The organism is Xanthomonas sp. XNM01 (genome assembly GCF_014851915.1).
Taxonomy (GTDB): Bacteria; Pseudomonadota; Gammaproteobacteria; order Xanthomonadales; family Xanthomonadaceae; genus Pseudoxanthomonas.
Genome location: NZ_JACVAP010000001.1, coordinates 383,435 through 396,526 on the forward strand (window position 1 = coordinate 383,435; position 13,092 = coordinate 396,526).

At 71.6% G+C, this 13,092-nt stretch carries 9 protein-coding genes; 7 read left to right on the forward strand and 2 right to left on the reverse strand.

Annotated features, from left to right (window positions below; genetic code table 11):
• Positions 1-3 precede the first annotated feature (3 nt).
• The 3 genes from IB242_RS01680 to IB242_RS01690 are packed head-to-tail and all read left to right on the forward strand — an operon-like array spanning position 4 to position 9,174.
• Positions 4-7,506, forward strand: a complete 7,503-nt coding sequence (locus IB242_RS01680) for an Hpt domain-containing protein (RefSeq protein ID WP_192275464.1) — start codon at positions 4-6, stop codon at positions 7,504-7,506.
• On the forward strand, positions 7,493-8,677 hold the full coding sequence (locus tag IB242_RS01685; RefSeq protein ID WP_343237064.1) for a chemotaxis protein CheB: 1,185 nt from the start codon (positions 7,493-7,495) through the stop codon (positions 8,675-8,677). The genes IB242_RS01680 and IB242_RS01685 overlap by 14 nt, the downstream gene beginning before the upstream one ends.
• Before the next feature lie 26 nt (positions 8,678-8,703).
• Complete coding sequence (locus IB242_RS01690) at positions 8,704-9,174, forward strand: chemotaxis protein CheW (RefSeq protein WP_192275465.1); 471 nt, start codon at positions 8,704-8,706, stop codon at positions 9,172-9,174.
• A 92-nt stretch (positions 9,175-9,266) separates the two neighbouring features.
• On the opposite strand, the gene IB242_RS01695 is transcribed toward IB242_RS01690, so the two are convergent.
• Positions 9,267-9,455, reverse strand: coding sequence for a hypothetical protein (locus IB242_RS01695; RefSeq protein WP_192275466.1), 189 nt, complete (start codon positions 9,453-9,455; stop codon positions 9,267-9,269).
• 100 nt (positions 9,456-9,555) lie between these two features.
• The gene (locus IB242_RS01700; protein WP_192275467.1) at positions 9,556-10,284 is read right to left on the reverse strand and encodes a 16S rRNA (uracil(1498)-N(3))-methyltransferase; all 729 of its coding nucleotides are present in this window, start codon (positions 10,282-10,284) and stop codon (positions 9,556-9,558) included.
• A gap of 193 nt (positions 10,285-10,477) precedes the next feature.
• Here IB242_RS01700 and nudE point away from each other — a divergent pair, with 193 nt between their 5' ends.
• The 4 genes from nudE to IB242_RS01720 are packed head-to-tail and all read left to right on the forward strand — an operon-like array spanning position 10,478 to position 13,015.
• Complete coding sequence (gene nudE / locus IB242_RS01705) at positions 10,478-11,023, forward strand: ADP compounds hydrolase NudE (protein WP_192275468.1); 546 nt, start codon at positions 10,478-10,480, stop codon at positions 11,021-11,023.
• Positions 11,020-11,841 (forward strand): 3'(2'),5'-bisphosphate nucleotidase CysQ, encoded by an 822-nt coding sequence (cysQ, locus tag IB242_RS01710; protein ID WP_192275469.1) that lies wholly within the window; start codon positions 11,020-11,022, stop codon positions 11,839-11,841. The genes nudE and cysQ overlap by 4 nt, the downstream gene beginning before the upstream one ends.
• 32 nt (positions 11,842-11,873) lie before the next feature.
• Complete coding sequence (mazG, locus tag IB242_RS01715; RefSeq protein WP_192275470.1) at positions 11,874-12,695, forward strand: nucleoside triphosphate pyrophosphohydrolase; 822 nt, start codon at positions 11,874-11,876, stop codon at positions 12,693-12,695.
• Positions 12,692-13,015: a YnfA family protein gene (locus tag IB242_RS01720; RefSeq protein WP_192275471.1), complete on the forward strand. Its 324-nt coding sequence runs from the start codon at positions 12,692-12,694 to the stop codon at positions 13,013-13,015. The genes mazG and IB242_RS01720 overlap by 4 nt, the downstream gene beginning before the upstream one ends.
• Positions 13,016-13,092 lie beyond the last annotated feature (77 nt).

A 13,092-nucleotide genomic window follows, 5' to 3' on the forward strand; every position in this document is an offset into this window, starting at 1 on the left:
GGAATGAACGCATTGCGTGACGCGATGAGCCATGCCGTGCTCGGCTGGGTCAAGCCCGAGCTGGACGAGACCCTGCGCCAGGCGCGGACCGAGGTCGAGGCGTTCGTCGACTATCCGGCAGACACCAGCCGCATGCGCTTCTGCGCCGGCTATCTGCACCAGGTGCAGGGCACGCTGCGGATGGTCGAGCTGTACGCGCCGGCCATGGTCGCCGAGGAGATGGAACTGCTGGCGCAGGCGCTGCAGGAAGGCGCGGTGACCGACCGCGACGAAGCCTGCGCGACGCTGATGCGCGGCACCGTGCTGCTGCCCGATTACCTGGAGCGGCTGCAGAACGGCCACCGCGACATCCCGATCGTGCTGCTGCCGCTGCTCAACGAGATCCGCGCGGCGCGCGGCGCCGCCGGCCTGAGCGAGAGCGTGCTGTTCGCCCCGGACCTGAGCCGGCCGCTGCCCGAGCAGGTCGCCGAGGCCTCGGCGCTGCCGGCGCCGCAGCGGCTGGATCGCGCGGCCGATGCGCTGGAAACGTTCGAATCGGCGCTGCTGTCCTGGCCGGCAGGCGGTGCGCCCGAGCAGCCCGAAGCGCTGGCTTCCGCGGCAGACGCGCTGCTGGAGCATGCCGAGCAGGAATCGACCCGGCGCATGCTGTGGGTGCTGTCCTCGGTCGCCACTGCGCTGCGCGATGGCGCGCTGGAGGCCGACGAGCGTCTGCACGCGGCGTTCGCCGGCATCGCGCGCGCGATGCATCAGATCCGCGACGCCGGCTCCGGTGCCGCCCAGGGCGTCGCCAGCCAGGAACCGACCCGGCAGCTGCTCTATCTGGTCGCCCAGTCGAGCGCCCGGCATCCGGCGATCGATGCGCTGCGCCAGGCCTTCGAGCTCGATGCGCATGCGCCGAGCCAGGCCGAGATCGACCACGCCCGCGGCAGTCTTGCCGGCCGCAACCGCTCGCTGCTCGATACCGTCGGCGGCGTGGTCAAGGAAGAACTCCTGCGGGTCAAGGATGCGCTGGACCTGCACCTGCGGATGGGTGGTGATGCCGCGGCCCTGCAGCCGCAGGCCGCCGAGCTGTCCAAGGTCGCCGACACGCTCGGCATGCTCGGCCTGGGCGTCGCGCGCGACGTCGTGCTGCAGCAGCGCGACACGCTCGACGCGATCGCGCAGGGCCAGCAGCCCGCCAGCGAAAGCGCGCTGCTCGACATCGCCGGCGCGCTGCTTTACGTGGACGCCTCGCTGGACGACCAGGTCGCCCGCCTCGGCGCACCCGAGCAGGATGGGGCGGAAGACACCGCCGCGGTCGAAGCGCGCCGCACCATCGAGGTGCTGGCGCATGAGGCGATCGCGAATTTCGCCGCCGCGCGCGAGCAGTTCGTCGCGTTCATCGAGACCAACTGGGACCATGCGCGGCTGCACGACGTGCCGCGTCTGCTCGACGAAGTGGCCGGCGCGCTGCGGATCCTCGATCTGCCGCAGCCGGCCGAGTATCTGGCCGCCGTGCGGCGCTATGTGGCGACCGAGCTGATCGGGCGCCTGCGCGTGCCCAGCGGCCGCCAGCTCGACACCCTGGCCGATGCGATGGCCAGCCTCGAGTACTACCTGGAAGCCCTGCGCGACCGCCGGCCCAACCGCGACGAGATCCTGGAGATCGCGCACAGCAGCCTGGAGGCGCTCGGCTACTGGCCGCCGGTGGACGAGTCCGCCGTTGCCGACGTGGCGCCTGTCGAGCCGGCGTTCGCCGCGCAGCCGTCCGCATCCGGACTGGACGCCGCCGTGGCGCCGGTCGTGTCCGCCGCCGCCCCCGGCATGCCGACGGACAGCGCGTTCATCGCGCCCAGCGAGCACCTGACCGTATCCGCGGAACCCCCGGCCTTCGGCTGGGACACGGTCGAGATCGAGACGCCGCAGACCTTCGCCAGCGTCGAGGAAGACGACAGCTGGACCCTGCAGCCGGTGGCACTGGATGGCCCCGAGCGCGAGCCGATCGCGCTGCCCGCGCTGGATATCGAGCTCGCTCCGGTGACGCCGGTGACGCCGGCGATCCCGGCGGTCGTCGATACCCTGCATTACACCTTCGACCCGGTCGATGCCGAGCAGTCCGGGCCCACCATCGAGACCACGGCGACGTGGGACCCGCCGGCGTTCGATCCGGTGGCCGCCGAGTACGACGCCGAACCGGCAACGCCGGTTGCAGGCTGGCCGGACACGATCGCTCCGGTCGCGCTCGAATCCGGGCTGGAACCGACCCCGGCGCTGGAGCAGGATGCGCCGGCCTTCGGGTCCATACCGCCGGAAGAGGCCGTCGCCTCCGCGGCGCCGTCGCTGGACAGCGACCCCGGCATCGCCGCGTCGGTCGACGTCGACGATGTCGCCGGCACGGTGCAGCCTGCGCCGAAGCCGTTCGAAGCCGCGTCGTCGGGCCAGTGGCTCGACCTGACCATCCGCATGCAGCCGGCATCGCGGCCGGCGCGCGTATTCGAAAGCCACGACAGCCATGTCGAGGTCGACGCCGATTCGAGTTCGCTGGTGGCCAGCATCGCGCCGGCGGCCGACGTGCTCCCCGAGGCTGGCTTCGAGTCCGCCGCTGCCGTCGACGACGATGCCGGCAGCGACGCCACGATCGAATCGGTGGATCCGACGCTGCTGCCGCCTGCGCGAGCCGATGCGCAGGCGCCTGCGCACACCGAGGACGCCGAGGACGCCGATGCCGGCGCCCTGCTGGCCGAGATCGATTCGGCTGCATCGCAGCTGCCGGTGTCCGGCACGGTCGAGTCGGTGCAGGTGCCCGGATTCGACCAATCCGTCGAGGCTGTCCAGCCGGCGCATCCGGTTGCCGGAGGCTTCGACCAGAGCGGGGAGATGGACGCCGAGATCCGAGAGGTCTTCCTCGAGGAGTTCGACGAGGAACTGGCCAACCTGGCGCGGCTGATGCCGGCATGGCGTGCGCTGCCGAACGACATGGAGCGGCTGCGTCCGATCCGGCGCGTGTTCCACACGCTCAAGGGCAGCGGCCGCCTGGTCGGCGCGCGCGCGCTGGGCGAGTTCAGCTGGAAGATCGAGAGCATGCTCAACCGCGTGCTCGACGGGACCCGCCCGGCGAGCCCGGCGGTACTGGACCTGGTCCAGAAGGCCTGCGACGTGCTGCCGCAGTTCAATGCGGCGCTGCGTGGGCAGGACGCGCTGGTGGCGGACATCGCCGCGCTGGAAGCCGTGGCCGACCGCGTCGCCGCGGGCGAGGACGTCTTCGCCGACGCCCCGGCCGACGCGCCTGCCGCCAGTCCCGACGAACCGGCCGCAACGCTCGACGCCACGGCGGCGTCCGCACCGGCGGCGGATGACGCCGGAACCGCGGCGTCGGTCGACAGCGTGCTGCGCGAAATCCTCGAAGCCGAGGTCGCCGCGCACCTGGAAACCGTCGACGCCTGGGTGGCCGAGGCGGGCGAGGCGCCGATTCTGGTCAGCGACGCCCTGCTGCGCGCGATGCACACGATGAACGGCGCGTTCGCGATGACCGACGTGCCCGAGATCACGCTGGTCACCGATCCGGCCGAAACCTACATCAAGCGCTCGCTGGCGACCGCGCAGGCACCGGCAGCCGATGGCGTGGCCGCACTGGGCGATACGGCCGAGGCGATCCGCGCCTGCATCGCCGCGCTGCGCGAACCGGCGCCGCGCATCGCGCGCCGGCCGGAACTGGTGGCACGCCTGCATGCGCTCGCCGCCACGCTGCCGGACGTGCGCTGGCCGCGCGATCTGCACGAAGAGGACATCGATCTGCTCGACGGCGGGGACGAAGTCCTGCATGCCGCGGACGATCTCAGCGCCTATCTCTCGGTCGACGCGCTCGCCGCGGCGCCGGGTGGGCTGTCGATCCCGGCAGGCGCGCTGGATGCACCGCAGCCGGCCGGGGATACCGTGCCGCTGTCCACGGGCGATGCCTGGCATCGCGACGAGGATCGTACCGACACCGACACCGACACCGACACCGACACCGGCGAAGCGATGCAGGATCGTCCGGACGATGCGGTGCAGGCCGATGCCACCGAGCCGTCGTCGCCGTTCGCGATGTCGGACGAGGCGGATGCGACCGCGGTCGACGGCTGGAGCGCCGATCTGGACGATGCGTGGCAGGAACGCGCCGTCGAAGCCGAGGTATACAGCCCCGCCTGGGATCTGGATCCGGCGCCGACGAACGAGGCGAGGCTGGCCGACGCGGTGACGACGCCGGAGCAGGACGAGCCGGCGCTGCAGGACGCCGAGGCTGATCCGGCGCCGACGCTGGAGCCGGCGCCTGCCGATGCGGAACCAACCGTCGGCAGCGACTGGGCCGCCGAACTGGATGGCACGCCGGAGACCGTCGGCGCGGCCCCGGACATGCCGGTCGATGCGTGGCGCCAGGAACCGCAGTCTGCCGATGCACAGGCTGACGATGCGCCGCTGGCACCGCTGGACGCCGTTGAACCGGCGCAGGCATCCGATGATGCCGGGCTTTCGCTGGCCGCACCGGACCAGGACGTCGCCGCGACGTCGCCCGCCAGCGACTGGGGTTCCGAACTCGACGCCGCGCCCGCGGCGCCGCCCGCCGTCGACGTGGTCGACCTGGAGACTGATGACGCCGCCGTTGGCGAACCTGTCGATGCCGTCCCGGCAGACGCCGCGACCGGCGTGGACAGCGTGCTGCATGACGACGTCGCGCTGCCGCCCGTAGCGGACGATGCCGATGCCCTCGACCTGGAGGTCGCCGAGGCGACCGCCGACCTGTCGGAGCCGGTGGCGGAGTCCGATGGCGTGTTCGAGTGGAACGACGATCTGGATGACGCGCCGGGCGCCGAGCCCGAGTCGCCGTCGGCGGCCGCCACCGCAGACACGATCGACGACATCGCCATCGATGACGCCGCGTTGCAGGTCTCCGCAGCGTCCGCCCAGGCCCAGGGCGACGATGCGCAGGAGCACGTCGCTGCGCAGGATGCATCGACGCCGCCTGTCGCCGATGGAGCGGTCGAGGCCACCGTGCCGTCGCCGGTGGTGGCCGCGCCCGTACGCGACACCGCCGACCAGATGCTGGACTTCAGCGAGCTGGACCGCGAGCTGGTCGACATCTTCGTCGAGGAAGGTGGCGACCTGCTCGATCACATCGACCATCAGCTGCACGCGCTGCGCGAAGATCCCGCGGCCCGCGAGCCGGTGGTGGAGCTGCAGCGCGACCTGCACACGCTCAAGGGCGGTGCGCGCATGGCCGGCATCGCCACGCTCGGCGACCTGGGTCACGTGATCGAGTCGCTGCTCGAAGCGATCGCGGGCAACCGGACCGAACTGCAGCGCGATGACATCGTGCTGCTCGAGCGCGGGTTCGACACCCTGCACGAACTGCTGGTCAAGACCCGTGCGCATCGCACGACCGAGATGCCGGCGGCGCTGATCGCCGCGTTCGAAGCGCGCATCCGCGGCGAGTCGCCGACGCTGGACCTGGCTGCATCCGCCGCGGCGCCCGACGGCGTCCCGGTTCCGGCGACCGACACGGTGGAGACCGCATCCCCGGTCGCCACGCAGCCGCCTGTGGCGGCGACGATCGAGTCGCCCGCGTCTGCGCCCGCACCGGCAGTGGTCGAGACGGCCATCTCCACGCTGGCGCCGCTGTCCGCACCGATCGAGGACGACCTTGCCCAGGTCGCCCATGACGAGGCCGCGTCGCGTTCGCCGCAGGAGCAGGTGCGCGTGCGCGCGGATCTGCTCGACAACCTGGTCAACCACGCCGGCGAGGTCGCGATCTACCGGTCGCGCCTGGAACAGCAGCTCGGTGCGTTCCGCAGCGCGATGGGCGAGCTTGACCGCACCAACGCGCGTCTGCGCGACCAGCTGCGCCGCCTGGATCTGGAAACCGAGGCGCAGATCGTCGCCCGTTACCAGCGCGAACAGGACAGCGCGGAAGCCGCGTTCGATCCGCTCGAACTCGACCGCTTCTCGACGCTGCAGCAGCTCAGCCGCGCATTGAACGAGTCGGCGGCCGACTTGACCGGCCTGCAGGGCGTCCTCGACGACCTGTCGCGCCAGTACGACGTGCTGCTGCAGCAGCAGTCGCGGGTCAGTTCCGACCTGCAGGACGGGCTGATGAGCGCGCGCATGGTGCCGTTCGACAGCATCGTGCCGCGGTTGCGCCGGGTGGTGCGCCAGGCCGGCCACGACACCGGCAAGCAGGTCCAGCTCAAGCTCGACGGCACCCACGGCGAACTCGACCGCAACGTGCTCGACCGCATGGCGGCGCCGCTGGAACACATGCTGCGCAACTCGGTCGCGCACGGCCTGGAGCTGGCCGACGAGCGCCGCGCCAACGGCAAGGACGAGGAAGGCACGATCACGATCGCGCTGCGCCATGAAGGCTCGGAAATCGTGCTGCAGGTGGCCGACGACGGCCGCGGCCTGGACCGCGCCGCGATCCGTCGCCGCGCCGAGCAGCGTGGCCTGGTCCGCGCCGACGCGGTGCTCACCGATGCCGAACTGGACTCGGTGATCTTCGAGTCCGGCTTCAGCACCTCCGAACAGGTCAGCCAGCTGGCGGGCCGCGGCGTCGGCATGGACGTGGTCCGCAACGAAGTGCGCCAGCTGGGCGGCTCGGTCGAGATCGCATCCATGCCGGGCAGGGGGGCCGTGTTCACGCTGCGCCTGCCGCAGACGCTGGCAGTCACCCAGGCGGTGTTCGTGCAGATCGGCGAAACCACCTACGCGGTGCCGGTCGCCTCGGTCAGCGGTATCGGCCGCATCGCGCGCGAGCGCTTCGACAGCCGCTCCGGTGGCTACCGCTACGCGGGCGAGGAGTACGCGCTGCACGACCTCGGCGTACTGGTCGGCCAGGCATCGGCCAAGGCCGAAGGCCAGGAGCAGATGCCGCTGCTGCTGGTGCGCGCCGGCGACCTGCGTGCGGCGGTGGCGATCGACCAGGTGCTGGGCAACCGCGAAATCGTGGTCAAGCCGGTCGGCCTGCAGATCTCGTCGGTGCCGGGCATCTACGGCGCGACCATCACCGGCGATGGCCGGGTGATCGTGATCCTCGACGTCGCACCGCTGGTGCGCCGCCACCTCGCGCAGCCGGCCCGGCCGGTGGTCGAGTCGGCGCCGTCGCCGCAGCGGCACGTGCCGCTGGTGATGGTGGTCGACGATTCGCTGACCATGCGCAAGGTCACCGGCCGCGTGCTCGAACGCCACAACTTCGAGGTGGTCGTGGCGCGCGATGGCGTCGAGGCACTGGAGAAGCTCGAGGAGCGCGTGCCCGACCTGATGCTGCTGGACATCGAGATGCCGCGCATGGACGGCTACGAGCTGGCCACCGCGATGCGTGCCGACGACCGCTACCGCGGCGTGCCGATCGTGATGATCACGTCGCGTACCGGCGAGAAGCATCGCCAGCGCGCGTTCGAGATCGGCGTGCAGCGTTACCTGGGCAAGCCGTACCAGGAGCTGGACCTGATGCGCAACGTCTACGACCTGCTGGGGATCGCCCGTGTCCGCGAGTGAAGCACGCAAGCCGGTGGCACTGCTGGCGCGGCCCGGCCAGGCGCGGGAACGGCTGCGCCTTGCGCTGGACGCGGTCGGGGCGGACGTCGTGCTCGAGGAGGATCCGTGCGCGATCGACGCCGCGCTCCTCGCCGGTGCCGCACCGCAGGCGGCGCTGATCGCGCTGGAGCCGGCGGTCGAGGACGCGCTGATCGCGCTGGAACCCGCGCTGGAGGCCCCCGGGCTGCTGGTGATCTTCGACGAGGCGGATCTGGCGGCCCGGCGCGAGGGCTGGGAGGCGCAGCGCTGGATCCGTCATCTGGCGGCCAAGCTGTACGGCCACGACAACGTGCTGCCGCCCGGACACGAGCAGGACGTCCAGCTCGAACCGGGACGGCCGCCGACACCGCAGCAGGCGCATGCCGACGCGGTCCTCGAGCCGCACCTGGTCGAGGCCGCCGCGCTGGCGGCCGATCTGCCCGAAGACCGCCCGGGCGAGACTGCGGGCGCGTTGCCTGCCACCGCCTGGGCCCTGGTCGACGACGCGCCGGCCGTGGTGGCCGAGCGCCCGCGCGCGGTGCCGCCGCCGTTGCCCGTGTTCTCCCATCTCGAGCTGGTCGCGCTGGAAGAGCCGGCCGCACAGACCGGGGCGGGTGAGCCTGCTGCCGCGGCGCCGGGCGCGATCCTGGTCATCGCCGGCATCGGCGGCCCGGATGCGGTGCGCCGCTTCCTGGTGGCGCTGCCGGCTGGTTTCCAGCGGCCGGTGCTGATCCAGCTGCGTCTGGATGGCGGCCGCTACGACAACCTGGTCAAGCAGATGGCGCGCGTGTCGGAGATCCCGGTGGCGATGGCGATGCCGGGCGATCCGGTCAGCGCCGGCGCGGTGCATGTGCTGCCCGACGGTGTCGGTGTCGCCGCGGCCGGCGATGGACTGCGCTTCATCGATACGCCGGCCGGCGACGAGCCGATCCTGGCGCTGCCGCCTGCCGAAAGCGCGGTGCTGCTGCTCAGCGGCGCCGGCGCGCACCGCGTCGATGCCGCACTGGCGTTGGCGACCCGCGGCGCGCTGGTCGCCGGGCAGGCGCTGGATGGCTGCTACGACGCCGAGGCGGTGAGGCTGCTCGCTGCAGGGGGCATGGACCTGGCGACACCCGCACAGCTGGCCGAGCAGGTCTCGGCGCGCTGGCCCTGAGATCGCTGGTCGAGCAAGGAACAAGCATGGGATACAACACCGAGGAAGTGCGCGGCGTCCTGATCCAGAGCGGTCAGGAACGGCTGCTGCTGCCCAACGCGACCGTCGCCGAGGTGCTGGCCAAGGTGCCGGTCGAACCGATTGCCGACGCACCGGACTGGCTGGCCGGGCAGATCGCCTGGCATGGCTGGAACGTGCCGCTGGTGTCGTTCTCCAGGCTGGCCGACCTGGGCGTGGACCCGCCGACGCGCAACAACCGCGTGGTGGTGCTCAAAGGCCTGGGCAACGACGAGACCCTGCCGTACTTCGCGCTGCAGACCTCGCTGTTCCCGCAGCTGGTTTCGGTGCCGCGCGACGGACTGCTGGCCGATGCGGCCGAAGAGGACCTGCCGCGCGGCATCCAGATGCGCGTGCTGCTCGGCGAGCAGAGCGCGCTGCTTCCCGACCTGGAAGGCGTGGAGCGGATGATCGGCGAGGCGCTGGCCGACAAGGCCTGAGCCACCGGCTGGCGCGTCGGCGCCTGCCTGGTCGCGGACGACGCGCGGGGGATGGCCGCGGCCATCCTGCATGCGGCAGGCGATGCGACGCGTCACCCGCCGGACGCGGCGCGCAGCAGGGCCTGCACGCCGATCACGCCGCCGATGAGGCACGCGATGGTCGAGCTGCGCCGGAAACGTACGCCATTGTTGCCGGCCGATCCGGCGAGCGGTGCGCGCTGCCCGACCCCGGTCATCGGCACCTGATCGACCGCCACGCGCAACGCCGGCAGCGTCCGCATCGCCATCGGGCGGGCCACCACGACCCGGCATCGCTCGGCGCGCGTGCATCACGTGGATGGCGCGTCGCGGCAGGCGACCGTGCGTGTGCGTCCGTTGCCTTCAGAGATCGCCGAACCGCGCCTGCAGCGCGGCGATCGCAGCCAGGCCGGCCGTCTCGGTGCGCAGGATGCGCGGGCCCAGCGCCAGGCCTTCGAAGCCTGCGGCCTGCAGCGTGTCGCGGTCGCGCGGCGACCAGCCGCCTTCCGGGCCGATGGCCACCCAGACCGTCGATGCGGCATCGCCATCCAGCGAACGCAGCGTGTGCCGGCCGCCGGGGTCCAGAGTCAGGCGCAGGCCGGTGCTGGCCGCAGCGGCGGTGGCCAGCGGGGCGGGGGCTGCCAGCGCAGGGACCGACGCGCGTCCGGACTGTTCGCAGGCCGATTCGATCACGCTGCGCCAGTGCGCCATCCGCTTGTCGGTGCGTTCGGCGTCGAGCTTGACCTCGGTCCGTTCGGCCACCACCGGCACGACGGCCGCCACACCCAGTTCGGTCGCCTTCTGCAGGATCAGGTCCATCTTCTCGCCGCGGGCAATGCCTTGCAGCAGGGTGATGCGCAGCGGCGATTCGTTGTCCACCGCACTGGCCGACAGCACGTCCACCAGCACCTCGCGCTTGCCGGCCACGGCCACCCGCGCCGCATAGTCGTGGCCGTCACCGTTGAACAGCACGCAGGGATCGCCCTCGCGCAGGCGCAGCACCCGCACCAGGTGGTTGGCGGCGCGCTCGGGCAGGGCGATACGGTTGCCTGCCTGCAGGGGCAGATCGATGCAGCAGCGGGTCAGGCGCATGTGGTGGTGCCCCCGGGCACGCAGCAGGTGGTGGATGCAGCAGTGGGAGTGCGGTACGGACGCGCATGGTGCGGCGGCCGGATGCGCAGCGTCCCCGCCGCCGGCCGGTCTGCTAGGATGCGCCGCTGATGAGTACGCTCGTGCATCCCGCCATGATATCGGCCGCAACGCGGTCGCGCCGCGGGGCGTTGCGATGAGCAGGCGCCTGCCCGTGATCCACGGCACCAGCGAGCACGATGCCGGGCCTTACCGGCTTCAGCAGCTCGATCTGGAGTTCTCCAACGGCGAGCGCCGCCGTTTCGAACGGATGCTGGGTCGCGGCCATGGCGCGGTCGTCGTCGTACCGATGCTGGACGAGGACACCGTGCTGCTGGTGCGCGAGTACGCGGCCGGCGTGCACCGCTACGAACTGGGCCTGGTCAAGGGCAGGATCGACGCGGGCGAGACGCCGGAACAGGCGGCCGACCGCGAACTCAAGGAAGAGGCCGGCTTCGGTGCGCGACGGATCGACGTGCTGCGCCAGCTTACCCTCGCGCCGACCTACATGGGCCACGTGTCGTGGCTGGTGGTCGCGCGCGGGCTCTATCCCGAACGGCTTCCCGGCGACGAACCGGAGGAGCTCGAGGTCATTCCCTGGAAACTGCAGGACCTGGACACACTGATGTTGCGTGAAGATTTTTCCGAGGGACGTTCGCTGGCCGCGCTGTTCATCGCCCGCGAATGGTTGTCCGCCCGATGATCCGGATCACCGGTGACCTGCGCGAAACCGTCATCGCCATCGCCCGTGAAGCCGGCGCGGCGATCATGGACGTCTACAACGGCAGCTTCGACGTCGCCCACAAGGCCGATGCCAGCCCGCTGACCGCCGCCGACCTGGCCGCCCACCGGGTGATCGTCGAGGCGCTGGAGCGGCTGACGCCCGACCTGCCGGTCCTGTCCGAGGAGTCGGCGCATGTCCCGTGGGAGACGCGCCGGCACTGGTCGGCCTACTGGCTGGTCGATCCGCTGGATGGCACCCGCGAATTCATCCGGCGCAATGGCGAGTTCAGCGTCAACATCGCGCTGATCGACCAGGGCGCGCCGGCGCTCGGCGTGGTCCAGGCGCCGGTCAGCGGGCTGGTCTGGCACGCGGTACGCGGCGAGCACGCCTATCGTCGGGACGGCTACCGCGACGACCCGCTGCGCGTACGCGCGCCGGCGACCGCGCCGTTGCGGGTCGCCGCCAGCCGTTCGCATCGCGACGCGCGCACCACGCAGGTGCTCGAGCGGATGGGGGCGATCGACGAAGTCGCGCTCGGTTCCTCGCTGAAGTTCTGCCGGATCGCCGAAGGCGGGCTGGACGTCTACCCCCGCTTCGGACCGACCTCGGAGTGGGACACGGCGGCCGCCCAGTGCGTGCTGCAGGCCGCCGGCGGTGCGGTGCTGTCGGCCGATACCGGCAAGGCCTTCCGCTACAACCGCCGCGAATCGCTGCTCAACGGCGACTTCATCGCGCTCGGAGACACCGAGCTGCCGTGGCGCGCCTGGCTGGACGGCACCTCATCGTCGGAGCAATGAGTGCGCGTCCCGTTCCTGACCGGAGTGGATGCATGAGCGACGATCCGCGTTCCATCGACCGGCTGCTGGCGATCATGGCGCGGCTGCGTGATCGCGTGCATGGCTGCCCGTGGGACATCGAGCAGGATTTTTCCAGCATCGCGCCCTATACGATCGAGGAGGCCTACGAGGTCGCCGATGCGATTGACCGCCATGATCTGGCTGCACTGAAGGATGAGCTCGGCGACCTGCTGCTGCAGGTCGTCTTCCATGCGCAGATGGCCGACGAGCAGGGTGCGTTCGGATTCGGCGACGTGGTCGCCGCGATCAGCGACAAGATGCTGCGCCGGCATCCGCACGTGTTCGGCCAGGCGCAGGTCGCCGACGCGGATGCGCAGACCCTGAACTGGGAGGCGATCAAACGGGCCGAGCGCGCTGCCGCCGGCGACACCGACACGTCGGCGCTGGCCGGCATCGGCCGCGGCATGCCCGAGTGGCAACGTGCGGTGAAGCTGCAGTCGCGCGCCGCGCGGACCGGCTTCGACTGGCCGGACCCGGCGCCGGTGATCGCCAAGCTGCAGGAAGAGATCGAGGAAGTCCGGGCCGAGTTCGCGCGCGGCGCGGTGGCCGACAACCACGCGCGCCTGCAGGACGAGATCGGCGACGTGCTGTTCGTCTGCGCCAACCTCGCCCGGCACGCGAAGGTCGATGTCGGGGCGGCGCTGCGCCAGGCCAACCTCAAGTTCGAGCGCCGTTTCCGCGCGATGGAACAGCAGGCCCTGGACGAGGGCACGCCGCTGTCGTCGCTGACGCTGGAGCAGCAGGAAGCCTGCTGGAACCGGGTCAAGCGGCGCGAGCGCGGCGAAGACGCGTGACCACGTTCCTGCTGTTCGCGCTTACGGCGCTTGCCGAGATCGGTGGCTGCTGGCTGGTCTGGTCGTGGCTGCGCAATGCCGGCAGCGCCTGGCTGCTGCTGCCGGCGGTCGCCTGCCTGGCGCTGTTCGCCTGGCTGCTGACCCTGCACCCGACCGCGACCGGCCGGGTCTACGCGGCCTACGGCGGGGTCTACGTGGCGCTGGCGATCATCTGGCTGTGGGCGGTCGACGGCGTGCGTCCCAGCCGCTGGGATCTTTTCGGCGCGGGTCTGTGCCTGGCCGGCATGGCGGTGATCATGTTCGCGCCACGGCAGGCCTGACCGGCGCGTCGCGACCGCGGACCGCGGTCCGGCGCCAGTGCATCGCGCACTGGCGTTCCAGCCAGTTCCTGAAGCGG

Bases quoted from the DNA above. Each gene is read 5' to 3' on its own strand.
- IB242_RS01680 (WP_192275464.1), top strand. From the start codon at position 4: ATGAACGCATTGCGTGACGCGATGAGCCATGCCGTGCTCGGCTGGGTC.
- IB242_RS01690 (WP_192275465.1), top strand. From the start codon at position 8,704: ATGGGATACAACACCGAGGAAGTGCGCGGCGTCCTGATCCAGAGCGGT.
- IB242_RS01695 (WP_192275466.1), bottom strand. From the start codon at position 9,455: ATGCGGACGCTGCCGGCGTTGCGCGTGGCGGTCGATCAGGTGCCGATG.
- IB242_RS01700 (WP_192275467.1), bottom strand. From the start codon at position 10,284: ATGCGCCTGACCCGCTGCTGCATCGATCTGCCCCTGCAGGCAGGCAAC.
- nudE (WP_192275468.1), top strand. From the start codon at position 10,478: ATGAGCAGGCGCCTGCCCGTGATCCACGGCACCAGCGAGCACGATGCC.
- cysQ (WP_192275469.1), top strand. From the start codon at position 11,020: ATGATCCGGATCACCGGTGACCTGCGCGAAACCGTCATCGCCATCGCC.
- mazG (WP_192275470.1), top strand. From the start codon at position 11,874: ATGAGCGACGATCCGCGTTCCATCGACCGGCTGCTGGCGATCATGGCG.